Genomic DNA, 16,219 nt, shown 5'->3' with positions numbered 1-16,219 from the left:
TAATGCTATTCGGACTTGATGGCGTCGAAATCGGTCTTCTGATCGTCTTTGTGACGCTTTTCTCAGCGATCCTGTCCGGCTTTCCGGTGGCCTTTGCCATTGGTGGCGCGGGGATCATTTCATTCGGCATCATTGCGGCACTCGATTCCGCAGGGTTGCTGATCCATCAGGCGATTGATGATTCATCCGACGCCTATAACGCGCTGGTCGCCAGCGGGATCAAACCTGACAGTATCTCGATCTTCCGCTATCCGGATCTGCCACGTCTGGCCGAGCCGGTCTTTGCCAGCGGTTGGGAAACAGCGCTTGATCGCAACGTTTCCTTTATCGTGAACCGTATCAACGAACGAGTTCTTGCCGGTCAGTCCATCGAAACGCTGCTGGCGGTTCTGATGTTCGTTCTGATGGGGATCGTTCTGGAACGTTCCAAGATCGCAAACGACCTTCTGACAACTATGGCTCGCGTCTTTGGCCCGCTTCCCGGCGGTCTGGCGGTGTCGATTGTTGTGGTGGGTGCCTTCCTTGCGGCGTCGACCGGTATCGTTGGCGCGACTGTTGTGACCATGGGTCTGTTGGCCCTGCCGACCATGTTGCGGAACAACTATTCGCCAGAACTGGCGACAGGTGTCATCGCGGCCTCTGGTACGCTGGGTCAGATCATTCCGCCGTCCATCGTGATCGTTCTCTTGGGTACACTGGCGGGTGACCTCTATTCGGCTGCGCAAGAAAGCCGTGCGGTGGCAGCGGGTTGTACAGACGCGTTGACCTACCTAGGCGAGCCTGCGGTTGTGTCGGTTGGTACGTTGTTCCAGGCCGCGCTGCTGCCGGGCATCATGCTGGCACTTCTTTATGCCGGTTACGCCTTTGGCTACGCGCTTCTGAACCCGTCCAAGGCACCTGCAGTTGAACTGGGCGCGTCTTCGGGCGAGGTGATCACACGTGGTGAAGGTCTGACATGGTTCCTGTTCGTTCCGGCGGCGCTGATCGCGGGCACGATGCTGCTGGGTCAGGTGAACCTTGTTGGTAGTCAGAGCACACAGGTCGACAGCTTCTCGGACATCGGCGCAGCAGCGTCGCTGCGCACGAACGTTGGCGATGAATGTAAAGCCTCGATGATTGAACTGCATGGTCAGGAAGCCTGGGATCAGGCCGTGGCCGAGCAAGCCGAGATCGAAGCAGGTGGCGGCCAAACCGAAAGCCGTCGTCTGACCGAAGAAGAAGTTGCAGAGCTGCGTGCTGCAAAGGTGGACGCTGCTGCGCCCATCGGGACAGGTGTTGCGATCTTGGCTGTGATGCTGGGTCTGATCCTTGCAATCGGTCGCGGTGTGTCGCCGTCTTCGGACCCGAAACCTTTGATCATCGGTGCAATCGGCGTGCTACTGATGCTGTTGGCGGATGTGGCGTTTATCTCGCCGCTGAGTTCGCCCACGGCAACTGTGATGTGGCTGCTGATCCCGGGTATCCTTGCGCTTTATGGCAGTAAGGTGGCGGGCGCACGTATGGCGCATAACGAACTGATCCGCGTGGTCTTCCCACCGCTGGTTCTGATCGTTGCTGTTCTGGGCTCGATCCTAGGCGGTATCACCAACCCGACGCCCGCTGCGGCGCTTGGTGCGGCTGGTGCGATCATGCTGGCGGCTTACCGCAAGCTACGTGATCAGGGACGTGATCCGTGGATCATCACATGGGCGACTTTCGCTGTCATGGCGATGATCCTGATCGGCATCAACTTTGACCTGCGTATCAACCTTGAATCGGTTAGCGCCGAATCCTGGGTGGCCTTCCTGTTCGCCTATGGCGCCTACCTGTTCGCCGGGTTCGGTCTGCTGTATTCGTGCTGGGTTCTGTTCACATCCGGTGTTCTGACACCGGCGGTGCGCGAAACGGCTAAGGTAACCAGCATGGTCTTTACCATCCTGATCGCCTCGCAGCTGTTGAACCTTGTGGTCATCTCGTTCGGTGGCGAACACTACATTCAGGATTTCCTGAAGAGCTTTGATAACGAATTCAAAGTCTTCCTGATCGTCATGTTGGTGCTGTTCGTTCTGGGCTTTGTGCTTGATTTCCTTGAAATCATCTACATCGTCGTGCCGATCGTCGGTCCGGTTATCTATGGCGGGTCGTTCGACCCTAAGTGGGTCACCATCATGATCGCGGTGAACCTGCAGACATCGTTCCTGACACCGCCGTTCGGTTTCGCGCTGTTCTACCTGCGCGGCGTTGCCCCGAAAGAGGTGACAACAGGCCATATCTATCGTGGTGTCATTCCGTTCGTGATCATTCAGGTCGTTGGTCTTGCGCTCTTGTGGTTCTTCCCAAGCATCGTGACCATCGTTCCGGATCTGATCCCGAACTGATCAGACACTGATCCAAAACAACAAAAGGCCGCCTGAGAGGGCGGCCTTTTTGTTTGGGCGAAATCGCTCACAGACGGAACGATGGCCAATCTGCCTGTCTGAATCGGAAAAAGGGGCGGCTTATCCGCGCGTGTCGGGAAGCGAGATATTCGCGACTTGTTCAGCGATAGGATCGGTCGACAGTGGATGGGTTTCCGCGCCGTAGTCATCGCGGTCTTTCATCTCCTGCCAACGCCCCTGACGGAACAGCTGAAGGCCGGTGAAGTTGGCCTTGTATCCCATCTTCTGCGATCCTGGCACCCAATAGCCCAAATAGACGTAAGGAAGGCCCGCTTCGCGCGCGATTTCGATGTGATCCAGGATCATATAGGTGCCAAGGCTCTGCTTGGGCACGTTGGGTTCGTAAAACGAATATACCATCGACAGACCATCAGACAGAACATCGGTCAGGCAGACGGCCTCAAGGTCTTTGGTTTCGCGATCCTGATACTCGATCACGCGGCTGCGGATCGGTGTTTCTTCGACCATGGCGGCGAATTCGAACACATCCATGTCTGCCATGCCGCCATCGGCGTGACGGGCATCCAGATAGCGGCGGAACAGCGAATACTGTTCCTCGGTCGCCCAGGGACTCATGGTGTTGCGGCGCAGGTGCGCGTTGCGCTTCAGCGTGCGTTTCTGGCTTTTAGACGGTTTGAACTTGGCCACTTCGATGCGGGCCGACAGACAGGCCGCACATTCCGAACAGGACGGGCGATACAAAACGTTCTGAGAGCGGCGGAAACCTTGTTGCGACAGGCTGTCATTCAGCTTTTCTGCCTGCTCGCCCTGAAGCGCGGTAAACAGCTTCCGTTCCAGCCGGTCAGGCAGGTACGGGCACGGCTGTGGGGCCGTGACATAGAACTGTGGCGCAAGTGGCAGCGAGTGGCGCATTTTATAAGACCTGTCGTCTCTTGTGACGGAACCGTAACAACGAAAACCCACCGCGCCAAGACCCCAACGCAACAGCGTCGGGGTCGCTCGGCAGGGAGGGTTGGCTTAGCCCGTGATTTGAACAGTGCCAAGCCCCGGACTGCGGATTTATCCGCGCTTGTTGATCATAACGGTTCCAAGCGCCAAATCGCTTAGTCCCTGACCGCGTTCCGTTGTTACCATCAGCAGGACAGAGGCCAACTGGATGATCGCGGTTGTAACGGACAGCGTGTAGCCAGCGGTGTGCAGGAAGGCCATTCCACCATCCAGACGGTCACCGTCTGCGTCACGCAATTCGATGGCCATCATCCGCATGCCCCACGTCGCCGAGCCGGTCGAGATGGTGACCCAGCGGTAGACAAAGCTGACCATCAGCCACAGGAAGGGCAAAAAGAAAAGTCCCACGAATGCGGTCATGATAACGACGGGAACCAAAAGGGCTGCGACCAGAACCGCGTCGATGACCCAGGCCACGGCCCGTTTGATCACCACGCCGTCGTAAAATTCGGGCTGACGAACCGGATCGGGCAGGTGGTTCATTTCATAGTCGGTTGTGCGGTACATGCTGTCCTCTCAAAATCATTCCGCTGGAATGGCGGGGCCGGTATTGGCCCCTGACCTTATTCAGATGCGCTTAGGCGTCTTCGGTTTCAACCGTTTTCGCCTTGGTGGCGCGGTCTTCCATGAACTGGTCGAACTCGGCCTTGTCACGGGCGTCACGCAGGCGCTTCAGGAACTCTTCGAACTGCTGCTGTTCGTCTTCCAGACGACGCAGCGTTTCTTCTTTGTAGCTGTCAAAGGCCGAGTTGCCCGAGGGGCGCATGGCCGAGAAGCCGGATTTAAAGTGGTTTGCGTGTTTGCGTTTGCTGCATCCGAACATGCGTTTGCTCCAGATCATGTAAAAGAGAAGGGCGAGTCCAACGGGCCAGAAGAAGATAAAGCCAAGGACCATTGCGGCGATCCATGCGCCTTTGCCTTTGCTGTCCAGCCATGCCTCCGCCCGCCGGAGCCAGCCGGGATGGGCGGTCAGCGAAGACGTTGTGTCGGTATATGTCATAGTGGTCTCCGGTGTGGTTATCGATCAATGTGAATGCTTTTCACATTCAATAGATCGGGACCGGATGGCTGGGTTTCAATGGTTAATGTGAAAGTTTTTTACAATAACTGGTATTATTCAATGAAATCAGTAATTTTCGCACCGGAAATCTTTTCCAGAACGGTCGGGGAAATGCCGAAAACATGCCGTGGGGTGCCCGCGGCCCCCCAAACTTCGCTGAAGTCCAATAGGCGCGGGTCCATCCATGCGCGGATCGGGGACTGGTGCCCGATGGGTGCCACGCCACCAATAGCAAAGCCGGTATGGGACCGGATCACCTGAGCGTCCGATTTGCCCAAAGTGGTACCCGCCACCGAGGATGCCTTTTCAATATCCACCTTATTGCCGCCAGCCGTCAGGAACAGAACGGGTAGGCCGGTGTCTTCGGCCTGAAAGATGATGGACTTGGCGATCTGGTCCAATTCACATCCAACTGAGACAGCAGCCTCGGCGGCTGTCCGCGCTTGTCCGACCTCAAGGATATTCGCCACCAACCCGTGGCTTTCCAATGCGGCTTTCACACGTTTCAGGCTCTTACTCATGTCCGCTCCTTTTTTCGAGGACCGTGATGGGAATTTTCCACAACTGCAAGGGGGCCTGCCCACTTGTCACCGGACCGCGCCCGTGACCATGCTGCGGATATGAGACTCAGTAATGCCATCACCCGCATGCCGCGCCCTTTTACCAAAGGGCACCTTGGTAATTTCCAGCAAGCCGTTCCTTGGGCAAGCGGAGATATCTTTGATCTTTTGCAAGGTACGTCGGGGTCCAGCCCCTATTTGCACGGGTTGATTGTGAAAGAAGCGGACTGGCTGGAAAGCGCGCTGGATGATCTGGATGGCGCTTTGCCCGCTGTCTTTGCCGCGCTTCGGGAAGGGCCTGTTGATAAACGTGCCGCCGATCTGCGGATTGCGAAACGGCGTGTGGCGCTGTTGACCGCATTGGCGGATTTGTCCGGCGCTTGGCAGTTGGAGCAGGTCACAGGTGCCTTGTCGGACTTTGCCGATCTGGCCGTCCAACTGGCGATCGAGGCGACTGTCGGGGCCGAAATCCGGCGCGGTAAAATCCCGGGTGCGACTGAGGATGACATCGGCGTCGGGGCAGGGCTCGTGGCCTTAGCCATGGGCAAAATGGGGGCAGGGGAACTTAACTATTCCTCGGACATCGACCTGATCTGCCTGTTCGATGAAACCCGCTTTGACCGAGACGATTTTCTTGATGCCCGTGCAGGTCTGATAAAAGCCACGCGCAACATGTCCAAGATGCTGAACGATCTGACAGCCGAAGGCTATGTGTTCCGCACGGACCTTCGACTGCGCCCCGATCCGGCGGTGACGCCTGTTTGCGTGTCGATGGACGCGGCCGAGCATTATTATGAAAGCCTTGGGCGGACATGGGAACGTGCCGCCTACATCAAGGCGCGGGCGGCTGCGGGGGATATCAAGGCAGGTGAACAGTTCCTGAACACCATCCGCCCGTTCGTCTGGCGCCGTCATCTGGATTTCGCGGCTATTCAGGACGCCCACGATATGCGCCTGAAAATCCGCGAACACAAAGGGCTGGGCGGACCGATCACGCTGGACGGCCACAATATGAAATTGGGCCGTGGCGGTATCCGCGAGATCGAATTCTTTACCCAGACGCGCCAGTTGATCTCGGGTGGGCGTGATCCCGATTTGCGGGTCAGGGGCACGGTCGACGGCCTGCGCGTTCTGACTGCCAAGGGCTGGGTGCCCGAAGACGCCTCGGACAAGTTGATCGAACACTACCGCGCGCACCGCGAGGTCGAACACCGGGTACAGATGATCCAAGATGCCCAGACCCACGATCTGCCGCGTTCACCTGACGGGTTTGAGCGTTTGGCGGCTTTGTCCGGTCTGAATGTGGATGACATGAAGAGGGATATTTCCCAGCGATTGGAAGAGGTTCACACCCTAACTGAAAGCTTTTTCGCGCCTGATCCGACGGCTGCAAAGCCCGATGAAGACGAGGATACCTTCGGTGAAAATCTGATTGCCCGCTGGCCAAGCTATCCCGCTATGCGGTCATCGCGTGCGACCGAAATTTTCGAACGCTTGCGGCCCGACATCGTGCGGCGATTGAAAGCCTCCGCGCGTCCGGATGAGGCGTTGGTGGCTTTTGACGGCTTTCTTGCTGGGCTGCCTGCTGGTGTTCAGCTGTTTTCCCTGTTCGAGGCCAACCCCCAGCTTGTGGATCTGTTGATCGATATTGTGACCATGTCGCCTGAACTGGCGCGTTATCTGTCGCAAAACGCCCGCGTGTTTGACGCGGTTCTGGGCGGCGATTTCTTTGCGCCTTGGGTCGGTGTGGAAAAACTAACCGCTGATCTGACCGAGGCGTTGGAGAGCGAAAAGGATTACGAACGCAAACTCGACGCGTCGCGCCGTCACGGGAAGGAATGGCATTTCCGGATCGGCGTGCATTTGCTACGCGGGTTGATCACCGCAACAGAGGCCGCGACGCAATACGCGGAACTGGCCGAAGCAACGCTTTCCAGTCTGTGGCCCGTTGTCGTGGCCGAATTTGCCCGCAAATACGGCCCACCGCCGGGTAAGGGCGCAACTGTGATCGGCATGGGCAGCCTAGGGGCAGGGCAAATGCATGCACGCTCCGATCTGGATGTGATCGTGATTTACGATGCGGATGGGGCCGAGATGTCCGATGGGCCGAAACCCCTGAGCGTTCGACCCTATTACGCGCGCCTCACGCAGGCCTTGGTCACGGCGGTCACTGCGCCGATGTCCGAAGGGCGGATTTACGAAATCGATATGCGCCTGCGCCCTTCCGGTAATCAGGGGCCCGTGGCGACCAGCCTGACGTCGTTCAAAGACTATCAGCAAAATCAGGCGTGGTTGTGGGAACATCTGGCGCTGACCCGCGCGCGTGCCGTTGCTGGCGAGGTGGCGCTTGGCCAAGAGGTGATGGCCTTCCGCGATGAGCTGCTGTCGCAGTCGCAAGACCGCGCAAAGGTGCTGAAAGAAGTGTCCGACATGCGTGATCGCATCGCTCAGGCAAAAGGCGATGGCGGTATCTGGGACTTCAAGATCGGGCGCGGCAAGATGCAAGAGATCGAACTGCTATCCCAGGCTGGCGCGTTGTTGTGCACTGGCGCGCCGCCCGCCAACGTGGCCTTGTCGCTGAAATCAGCGGCTGAGTGCGGATGGCTTGATCCGGACACGTCCCAGCATCTGGCCGAGACCTATAAGAAACTGTGGGCCCTTCAGTGTGGGGCAAAGCTTTTGAACGGCGAGCAGATTGATCCCGAGCAGATCGCGGAAAGCTCGGCGCAGTTCTTGTGCCGTCTGGCGGGTGCTTCTGATTTCCAAGAACTCGAAGCAACACTAAGAGTGGCAGTTGAAACAGCGGCGCAGATGATTGATCAATCACTGCAAGCGGCAGAGGGCTAGGGCATGAACAAAGGCGACACAGTAGATCCGCGCGGATTGATCGCGGAAAGCTACGCAATCGAAGGCATTTCCATCGAGGATTGCCGTACGATTTTCATGGACTGGGCCTTAAGCCATCCTGTGGACAGTGACACAGGCGATCTGATCAAACAGTTGATTGAGCGCCATGGGCAGGACGATCATCCGATGACGCAAGTGCTGCGCGAAGGATTGGGCGGCATGCAGGCGCCACGCCGCCGTGGCGGGTGGCGCAGCAGACCGCGGAACTGATCAGGAAACGGGCAGGCTCGCCGCTTCGCGGGCCAGTTCCTCAATGGCTTTCCAGTCGCCAGCAGCGACCAGATTGGCGGGCGCAACCCAGCTGCCGCCTGCACAAAGCGTGTTGGACAGCGACAAGTAGTCATTGGCGTTTTTCAGCGACACGCCACCGGTCGGACAGAATTTGACTTGCGGTAGCGGGGCGCCGATGGCTTTCAGTGCGGGTGCACCGCCGTTGGCTTCGGCAGGGAAGAACTTCTGAACGGTATAGCCACGTTCCAGAAGGCGCATCACTTCGGACGACGTTGCCGCACCGGGCAGCAGGGGCAGGCCTGCCTCTTCACATGCGGTCAGGATCGCGTCTGTGGCACCGGGGGACACGCCAAAAGTTGCACCCGCGGCAACGGCTGCGTCCACATCGGCTTTGGTCAGCAATGTACCCGCGCCGACGCGGCCACCTTCGACCTTGGCCATCTCGCGGATCACATCCAGCGCGGCGTCGGTGCGCAGTGTCACTTCCAGAACGGGCAGCCCGCCTGCGACCAGTGCCTCGGCCAAGGGGCGGGCCTTGCTGGCGTCTTCGACGACCAGCACGGGGATGATCGGCGCCAGACGGCACAGTTCTTCGTTACGTTTGCTTGCTTCCTGAGGGGTGATCATAGGTTCTGTCCCAAATGTATTGTGCAATTAGACGACGACGCCCGCGCCGTTCGAGGCAAGGCCAACATTGCGGCGGAACACCTCAAACAACTCGCGGCCAACGCCGTGGCCGTTGTCAGACAGGTTTGCTGACACAGGCGCGCGGCTGTCAAAATCTTCGGCCAGACAGGTGATTTCGCCTTTCACAGCGTCGACGCGAATGATGTCACCATCACGAACCCGCGCCAGCGGGCCACCTGCGGCGGCTTCGGGCGAAATGTGGATGGCCGAAGGCACCTTGCCGGACGCGCCGGACATACGGCCATCAGTGACAAGGGCCACTTTCAAACCGCGATCCTGCAGAACAGCCAGCGTCGGTGTCAGCGAATGCAGTTCCGGCATCCCGTTGGCTTGCGGGCCTTGGAAACGGACAACAACAACGGTGTCGTCTGTGAATTCGCCATTTTTGAAGGCTGTTTTCACGTCTTCCTGATCGTGGAAGATACGCGCCTTTGCCTCGATCACATGACGTTCAGGAGCGACGGCCGAGATTTTCATCATGCCGTGACCAAGGTTGCCGTACAGCTGTTTCAGGCCACCTGTCGGCTGGAACGGATCAGAGGCAGAACGCAGGATCTTGTCGTTCTGGCTTTTGCCGTCGCCGTCTTCATAGACCAGTTCGCCGTCTTTCAGCTTCGGCTCTTTGGTGTAAAGCGACAGGCCGTCACCGGCGACGGTTTTCACGTCGTTGTGCAACAGGCCCTCGGACAGCAGATCGCCGATCATGTAGGACAGGCCGCCAGCAGCGTGGAAGTGGTTCACGTCGGCCAGACCGTTCGGATAAACCTTGGCCATCAGCGGTGTGACGTTTGAGATATCGTCGAAATCTTCCAGTTCCAGCGCGATACCGGCAGCGCGGGCCATGGCGGGCAGGTGCAGCACAAGGTTGGTGGACCCACCGGTTGCCATCAGACCAACCAAGCCGTTCACGAATGCCTTGGCATCCAGAATGTCGCTGACAGGGCGGTAGTCATTGCCAAGCGCGGTGATTTCCAGCGCGCGTTCCGTGCCTGCCTTGGTCAGCGCGTCGCGCAGCGGGGTGTTGGGGTTCACAAAAGACGCACCGGGCAGGTGCAGACCCATGAACTCCATCAACATCTGGTTCGAGTTTGCCGTGCCGTAGAACGTGCACGTGCCCGGACCGTGGTAAGAGGCCATCTCGGCCTCCATCAGCTTGTCACGGCCTACTTCGCCGGTTGCGAACTGCTGGCGGACCTTGGCTTTTTGATCGTTGGGCAGGCCGGATGTCATCGGACCCGCAGGCAGGAAGATGCCGGGGATGTAACCGAATGTGGCGGCAGCAATGACCAGACCGGGCACGATTTTATCGCAAACGCCCAGATACAAAGCCGAGTCATAAACATTGTGGGACAGGGACACGCCCGCGGCCAGTGCAATCACGTCGCGGGAAAACAGCGACAGTTCCATGCCGACCTGACCTTGTGTCACGCCATCACACATTGCTGGCACGCCACCGGCGACCTGCGCGGTTGCGCCTTTCAGGCGGGCAGCTTCGCGGATTTGGGCTGGGTAGGTTTCAAACGGCTGATGCGCGGACAGCATATCGTTGTAGGCGGTGACAATCCCGATGTTCGGGGCCTTCGCATCCGCAAGGGCAGATTTGTCATCGCCCATCGCGGCGTATGCGTGGGCCTGGTTGCCACAGGTCAGATGCGCGCGGCGGGGGCCTTCTTCGGCGGCGCGGCGCATACGATCAAGATATGTGGCGCGCATTTTCTCGGACCGTTTTTCGATCCGTTCGGTAACTTTGGCGATTGTGGGGTTAACAGTCATAGCTGGCGACCTATCCGGTTGCGACGTTTAGGGGCGTCATACTTCGGTTAGCGCTAACAGTAAACCCAAAAGCCGAAAATTTAAACCGCCTAGTATAAGGAGCATGTTTCGGCAGGTTTCGCGACGTTCGGAACGGATTTGTGGAATGTGAAATGTGTCAAATCCGGACTCACCGGCCACGATAAATCGTTCTTTCGTCAGGGCTAAGCCAAATTCGCGCCTCAATTTGAAGCGAATTATCGAAAGATACGAAATATCTCTTATGGGGACATTGTTATGTCGATCGTAAAGAAAATCTGTGTGCTGGGCCTGATGGCCGCGCTGTCCGCCTGTGGTGCAGCCGATACAGCAACCCGTGGCGGCACCGGCATCGCAGCCGGCCCTGCATTCGCCCCGGTAGAAACAACTGCCGCTGTCGAAGCGGATGTTCAGGCCGCGACCGCACCGGTCGTTCGCATCGTCGATTTCAAAGTCGACGTTCCGACAAGCCTGCGCGTGTCCGAGGCGAACATGTACTACCCGCTGGGTGACATCGTTTGGCGCGGTGACCCGCTGGGCAACCGTTATGAACAGGTGCGCGCGATCTTCCAAGACAGCCTGCGTTTGTCCAGCAGCAAGCTGACAGGTGACGTTCCGGTGGCCGTTGAAGTGACCGTCAAGCGTTTCCACAGCCTGACAGAAAAGACCCGCTACACCGTCGGTGGCGTTCACAGCATCACCTTTGATCTGACCATCCGTCACGCGGTCACTGGCCAGACGTTGCTGAACAACAAAACAGTCAAAGCTGATCTGAAAGGGTTCGGTGGGGTTCGTGCGATCGAGGCGGAAAGCCGTGGTCACACACAGAAATACCGCATCACCCAGCATCTGGCGCGCGTCTTCCAGGAAGAGCTGACACCGGATCAGGTACTGAGCACTTCGACTGTCGGTCTGGTACAAAATCAGCCGGGCGCTCTTTAAGACCGCTTTTAAATGGCTCTGACCCGATATAAGGGGGCTGTATGACACAGCCCCCTTCTTCTTTGCCCGCATCAGACCTTCCCGTTGTCCGCCTTAAGCCCAAGGCCAATGCCCGCGCGATCCGCCGCGGCTTTCCTTGGGTCTATGCCAACGAAATGGTACTGGACCGGCGCACCAGCAAAATGCCCGCAGGCACGATTGCTGTTCTTGAGGATAACGAGCGCAAGGAAATCGCGCTCGTTACTGTGAACCCGAACTCCAAGATCGTTTGCCGCGTTCTGGACCGTGACACACGGGACGTGCCGGATCGGGCTTGGTTTGCAACCCGATTGGACAAAGCGCTTACCTTGCGTGAACGCCTGTTTGATGCGCCGTTCTACCGTCTGGTTCATGCAGAAGCGGATGAACTGCCCGGTGTTATCATCGACCGGTTCGGTGACACGGCGGTGATCCAGCCCAATGCGGCGTGGGCGGATGTTTTGTTACAGCAACTGACAGATGCCTTGGTTGATGTCACAGGCGTGAAGAACGTCATCAAGAACGCAGGCGGCCGTGGTCGTCAGCTTGAAGGGCTGGACAACGAAGATAAGGTTCTGGTTGGTTCGATGCCTGAGGGGCCGCTGCCTGTTGTCATGAACGGCGCGACGTATTTTGCCGATCTGTCCGGCGGGCAAAAGACCGGTCTGTTCTACGATCAACGCCCGAACCATGGCTTTGCCGCACGTCTGGCAGATGGTCAGCGTGTTCTTGACGTCTTCTCGCACGTTGGTGGGTTCGGTCTGGCTGCTCTGGCTGGCGGCGCGACCTCCGCGCTTTGCGTGGATGGATCGGCGGCTGCGCTTGAACTGGCGGCAAAAGGGGCCGAGGCCAGCGGCATGTCGGATCGGTTTGAGGCGCGTCAGGGCGATGCTTTCGACGCGCTTTCCGCGCTGAATGAGGCTGGTGAAAAATTCGGTCTGGTGATCTGTGATCCGCCGGCCTTTGCTCCGGCGAAACCGGCTTTGGATGCGGGGCTTCGTGCCTACGAACGTATCGCGCGTCTGGCGTCGGGCTTGGTTGAGGAAAACGGCTATCTGGTGCTGTGTTCCTGTTCCCATGCCGCAGACCTCAGCGCCTTTACCGGTGCCTGCCTTCGCGGCATCGGTCGGGCAGGGCGCCGTGCGCAATTGATCCACACCGGTCAGGCTGGCCCCGATCACCCGCTGATGCCGCAACTGGCAGAGTCCGGCTATCTGAAGTCGTTGGTCTTCCGGCTGTAACACCGTGAAGGTCCTGATCGACACCTGTGTTTTGTATCCCACGGTTATGCGTGAGGTCATTTTGGGTGTTGCAAAAACAGGGGCGTTCACGCCGCTATGGTCCGCGCGTATCCTAGAAGAATGGGCACGCGCGGCCCGCAAACTGGGCCCCAATGGAGAGGCGCAGGCACGATCGGAAATCGCAATGATCCGTCGCGACTGGCCGAATGCCGAGGTGACATGGAACCCGTCGCTTGAGGCGCGTTTGTGGTTACCGGATAAAAACGATCTGCACGTTCTGGCGGCGGCGATATCCGGTTCGGCGGATATCATCCTGACCATGAACGCCAGTGACTTTCCAAGAAACACGTTGTCGGAAGAAGGGGTCAGCCGTGCCGACCCCGACGCATTCCTGTTGGGCATCGCCCAGACTGATCCCGAAGGCGTTCTGGCCGTGTGTCAATCTGTCCTGTCCGAAGCCCGCCGCCTGTCCGGAGAGGCTTGGGAACTCAGGCCTTTGCTGAAAAAGGCGCGCCTTCCACGACTGGCAAAAGCGATGGCAAATTCAGCGCTTTGACTTGCGAAGCTGTGTTTGCGCTGATAGGCGCATATAAAAGCTGATAAATTCCATCGGTTATATCTGAGGTTCAGACGTGAGCGCCCCCAAACCCCGTCTTGAAATCCGAAATCTGACGCGTCGGTTTGAAGGCAAAACCGTCGTTGATGATGTGTCTTTGTCCATCCTGCCGGGCCATGTCACCTGTCTTTTGGGGCCGTCGGGCTGCGGGAAATCGACCACGCTGCGGATGATTGCGGGCGTCGATACGCAGGACGAAGGCGAGATTTATCTGGATGGGGCGCTGATCAGCGACAATCAGCACCATATCCCCCCCGAGCAACGCTCGATTGGCCTGATGTTTCAGGACTTCGCGCTGTTTCCCCACCTTAGCGTCGCTGAAAACGTGGCCTTTGGCCTGAACGGTCCCAAGGCCGAGCAGCGCAAGCGGGTTGAGACCCTGTTGGGTCGCGTCGGTCTGATGCATCACATTGATGCCTTTCCGCATGAATTGTCCGGCGGGGAACAGCAACGTGTGGCTTTGGCCCGCGCATTGGCACCCAAGCCCCGTGTTATGCTGATGGATGAACCGTTTTCCGGTTTGGACAACCGTCTGCGTGATGGCATTCGGGACGAGACACTAGCGCTATTGAAGGAAGAAGGCACCAGTGTTCTGCTGGTCACGCATGAACCCGAAGAAGCGATGCGTATGGCCGATGAAATCGCATTGATGCGCGGCGGCAAGATTGTTCAGCGTGGAGCGCCTTACAATATCTATAACGCGCCAGTTGATCGCGCGGCAGTCTCATTTTTCAGCGATATCAACGTGCTAGAAGGTGAAGTTCGCGGCGCTTTGACCGAAACGCCCTTTGGCCAGTTCCTTGCGCCGGGCGTGCCCGATGGCGGACGGGTGGATATTGTCTTTAGACCCCAACATGTGGGCATCGATTTCGATCGCGGTGGTCGTGGGCCATTGCCGACAGCTGCACAGGGCACGCCCGCCCGCGGCATCGTCGAACGCGCGCGTTTCATGGGATCTGAAAGCCTTGTTGAGTTCCGGATGGACTACAACAACGAGGTTTTGAAAGCGACAGTGCCAAATGTGTTCCTGCCCAAGCCGGGAACGCCGCTTTGGCTGACGGTGCGTCGGGACCGTTGTTTTGTGTTTCCGCAGAAAAAGGCCTGAAGATCAGGCAATTAAACCCAATTCTGTGTCACTGGCCGTGCCGACGTATTTGTCTTTCGGCGGCATCGGGCGTTCGCGCCAATCTGGTTCGAACACAAAGCTGGACAGTTTTCGGCCGTCGACCAATGCACCGTTTCCTGCGCCTAAGGCGTAGTCATAGTACAGCTTCACGATTTGATCGTAGGTGACTTGATGGGCCGCAGGATGTTCGATGCAGGCATCCTGCCAGATGCGGACACGGGCAAAATCGGGACCGTCGGGCAGGGCAAAGTCTTCGAAATAATCGAGAAACCAGAATCGTTGGAACATCGGCGTAAAGACGGTTTCGGCCAACCCGAAGTCATCGAACAGAAACGTCCCATGCGGATTGTGTTCAAGCAGAAAGCCGTTCAGTTCGCGATAGAGACCCAGCATTTTGGCCTCATGTTCACTGCGCTGGTCTTTGTTCTGATTCATGACGAACAGATAGCCCGCCATGGTAAAGGGGCCTTCCTTTGCGACCAGCATGGACTCAATTGCGTGCTCTAGCGGATCGCTTCGGCGTAGGGATGGACCTGACAGTGCCTCGTCCAGAAACCGTAGGATCACCAGACTTTCCTTTACGATCTGTCCGTCAGGGGTTTCCAGAACGGGCAGGGCGGTTGTGCCCCGCGTTTTGGCAAGAAGCTCTGGATCGCGGGGTTTGGTGATGTCGACAACGCGAAACTCAACGGCATCGCGCTGTCCTTTCAACTCCAACATAATCTCAAGGCGTTGGGAAAACGGGCAAACGGGGATGTGGTAGACGATAAATTTGTCTGTCATAGCATTGCTTTCCTCAAATCTCCGTCTGCCTGCTTATTCAGGCTGGAATGCGGTGTTTGGCGACCACAAAGGTGAAGATCAGCATCGACACAACGGCAAGGATCGATCCTATCTTGGCTAGCACTTCGCCCTGACCGGTGATCGCAAACACGATGCCAGGGATCAGCACGACCACTGACAGAACGGCCAGCACAAGATGTATGGTAGCGATGCGGGATTGCGCGGCTGCGGGGGATAGCGCGTAGTATGTGCCGAACACGGCCATCGCGACAAAGCCCAGCAGGTTCAAATGACCATGTGCAGGTGAAAGAAGGTGGTCGCCTGATGCGGACATTTGGATGCCCCAAGCCATGCCGCACAATGCCGAGAGAGCGGCGAGAATGTAAAAGTAGGATGCAATCTGTTTCATGTTTTTGTCCCTGTTTTTAATCTAAAGGTGGACCTGTGAAGGTCATATTGTGCCGCGCCGCAGATGCATCGATGGCGGGCATGTCGTCTGGGATTGCGAACTGACCTTCGGCCATGTCCGCGAAAAAACCTTCAAAACCGCCGGGCGTCAGAATGATCAGCTTGCGGCAGGGCTCTTGCCCGATAACCTTGAAGGTGTGCTCTTTCCCACGTGGGATAAAGGCGCTTTGTCCGGCGGTCAGGTCAAATTCCTGCCCTTCAAGCCAGATACGGCACGTACCGGAAAGCACCACAAAGGTTTCGTCTTCTGCGTGATGGATATGCCGTGGCGGTCCGCTATCAACGGGCGAGGTGGATGCCACAATCGACATCGCGCCATTGGTGGCCTTTGGTGACAAAATTGTTTGGTATGTAACGCCCAGCCATGTCAGCGGGGCGTCTTGATTATGTGTGTCTTTCATCG

At 57.8% G+C, this 16,219-nt stretch carries 16 protein-coding genes; 7 read left to right on the top strand and 9 right to left on the bottom strand.

The features are described 5' to 3' along the window. Positions 1-2 precede the first annotated feature (2 nt). Positions 3-2,357 carry a TRAP transporter large permease gene (locus C4S59_RS08360; RefSeq protein WP_103910005.1) on the top strand — a complete coding sequence of 785 codons (2,355 nt, stop codon included), beginning with the start codon at positions 3-5 and terminating at the stop codon, positions 2,355-2,357. A 120-nt stretch (positions 2,358-2,477) separates the two neighbouring features. On the opposite strand, the gene C4S59_RS08355 is transcribed toward C4S59_RS08360, so the two are convergent. The 4 genes from C4S59_RS08355 to C4S59_RS08340 all read right to left on the bottom strand — a co-directional run bounded on the left by C4S59_RS08355 (position 2,478) and on the right by C4S59_RS08340 (position 4,967). Beyond that, entirely contained in the window at positions 2,478-3,290 is an 813-nt protein-coding gene (locus C4S59_RS08355; RefSeq protein WP_103910004.1) for an arginyltransferase, read from the bottom strand. A gap of 147 nt (positions 3,291-3,437) precedes the next feature. Continuing rightward, the gene (locus C4S59_RS08350; RefSeq protein WP_234994712.1) at positions 3,438-3,893 is read right to left on the bottom strand and encodes an RDD family protein; all 456 of its coding nucleotides are present in this window, start codon (positions 3,891-3,893) and stop codon (positions 3,438-3,440) included. A 70-nt stretch (positions 3,894-3,963) separates the two neighbouring features. Next, positions 3,964-4,386 (bottom strand): DUF2852 domain-containing protein, encoded by a 423-nt coding sequence (locus C4S59_RS08345; protein WP_103910003.1) that lies wholly within the window; start codon positions 4,384-4,386, stop codon positions 3,964-3,966. 113 nt (positions 4,387-4,499) lie between these two features. After that, positions 4,500-4,967, bottom strand: a complete 468-nt coding sequence (locus tag C4S59_RS08340; protein ID WP_103910002.1) for a YbaK/EbsC family protein — start codon at positions 4,965-4,967, stop codon at positions 4,500-4,502. Positions 4,968-5,066: 99 nt separating this feature from the next. Between C4S59_RS08340 and C4S59_RS08335 the strand changes: the two genes are divergently transcribed. Continuing rightward, positions 5,067-7,853 carry a bifunctional [glutamine synthetase] adenylyltransferase/[glutamine synthetase]-adenylyl-L-tyrosine phosphorylase gene (locus C4S59_RS08335; protein WP_103910001.1) on the top strand — a complete coding sequence of 929 codons (2,787 nt, stop codon included), beginning with the start codon at positions 5,067-5,069 and terminating at the stop codon, positions 7,851-7,853. Positions 7,854-7,856: 3 nt separating this feature from the next. After that, positions 7,857-8,123 carry a hypothetical protein gene (locus C4S59_RS08330; protein WP_103910000.1) on the top strand — a complete coding sequence of 89 codons (267 nt, stop codon included), beginning with the start codon at positions 7,857-7,859 and terminating at the stop codon, positions 8,121-8,123. Here C4S59_RS08330 and eda read toward each other — a convergent pair whose 3' ends face one another. Both eda and edd read right to left on the bottom strand, forming a co-directional pair. Next, positions 8,124-8,771 carry a bifunctional 4-hydroxy-2-oxoglutarate aldolase/2-dehydro-3-deoxy-phosphogluconate aldolase gene (eda, locus tag C4S59_RS08325; RefSeq protein ID WP_200813186.1) on the bottom strand — a complete coding sequence of 216 codons (648 nt, stop codon included), beginning with the start codon at positions 8,769-8,771 and terminating at the stop codon, positions 8,124-8,126. Between the two features lie 27 nt (positions 8,772-8,798). After that, entirely contained in the window at positions 8,799-10,604 is a 1,806-nt protein-coding gene (edd, locus tag C4S59_RS08320) for a phosphogluconate dehydratase (RefSeq protein ID WP_103909999.1), read from the bottom strand. 276 nt (positions 10,605-10,880) lie between these two features. On the opposite strand from edd, the gene C4S59_RS08315 reads away from it, so the two are divergent. The 4 genes from C4S59_RS08315 to C4S59_RS08300 all read left to right on the top strand — a co-directional run bounded on the left by C4S59_RS08315 (position 10,881) and on the right by C4S59_RS08300 (position 14,544). Further along, on the top strand, positions 10,881-11,564 hold the full coding sequence (locus tag C4S59_RS08315) for a DUF6778 family protein (protein ID WP_103909998.1): 684 nt from the start codon (positions 10,881-10,883) through the stop codon (positions 11,562-11,564). A gap of 41 nt (positions 11,565-11,605) precedes the next feature. Beyond that, complete coding sequence (locus C4S59_RS08310; RefSeq protein WP_103909997.1) at positions 11,606-12,823, top strand: RSP_2647 family RNA methyltransferase; 1,218 nt, start codon at positions 11,606-11,608, stop codon at positions 12,821-12,823. Between the two features lie 4 nt (positions 12,824-12,827). After that, the gene (locus C4S59_RS08305) at positions 12,828-13,379 is read left to right on the top strand and encodes an RSP_2648 family PIN domain-containing protein (RefSeq protein WP_103909996.1); all 552 of its coding nucleotides are present in this window, start codon (positions 12,828-12,830) and stop codon (positions 13,377-13,379) included. A 76-nt stretch (positions 13,380-13,455) separates the two neighbouring features. Beyond that, positions 13,456-14,544: an ABC transporter ATP-binding protein gene (locus tag C4S59_RS08300; protein WP_103909995.1), complete on the top strand. Its 1,089-nt coding sequence runs from the start codon at positions 13,456-13,458 to the stop codon at positions 14,542-14,544. Between the two features lie 3 nt (positions 14,545-14,547). Here the strand turns inward: C4S59_RS08300 and C4S59_RS08295 are convergent, their stop codons facing one another. Genes C4S59_RS08295 through C4S59_RS08285 form a run of 3 tightly spaced genes read right to left on the bottom strand, consistent with a single transcriptional unit; the run spans position 14,548 to position 16,217 of the window. Then, positions 14,548-15,348, bottom strand: coding sequence for a glutathione S-transferase family protein (locus C4S59_RS08295; RefSeq protein ID WP_103909994.1), 801 nt, complete (start codon positions 15,346-15,348; stop codon positions 14,548-14,550). 37 nt (positions 15,349-15,385) lie between these two features. Then, entirely contained in the window at positions 15,386-15,757 is a 372-nt protein-coding gene (locus C4S59_RS08290) for a hypothetical protein (RefSeq protein ID WP_103909993.1), read from the bottom strand. Positions 15,758-15,773: 16 nt separating this feature from the next. Further along, entirely contained in the window at positions 15,774-16,217 is a 444-nt protein-coding gene (locus C4S59_RS08285; protein ID WP_103909992.1) for a cupin domain-containing protein, read from the bottom strand. Positions 16,218-16,219 lie beyond the last annotated feature (2 nt).

Origin of the sequence: Thalassococcus halodurans, assembly GCF_900108225.1 — a bacterium.
GTDB lineage: Bacteria > Pseudomonadota > Alphaproteobacteria > Rhodobacterales > Rhodobacteraceae > Thalassococcus > Thalassococcus halodurans.
The sequence above is the reverse complement of the archived record's forward strand: the minus strand, read 5'-3'. Positions and strand labels throughout refer to the sequence as shown.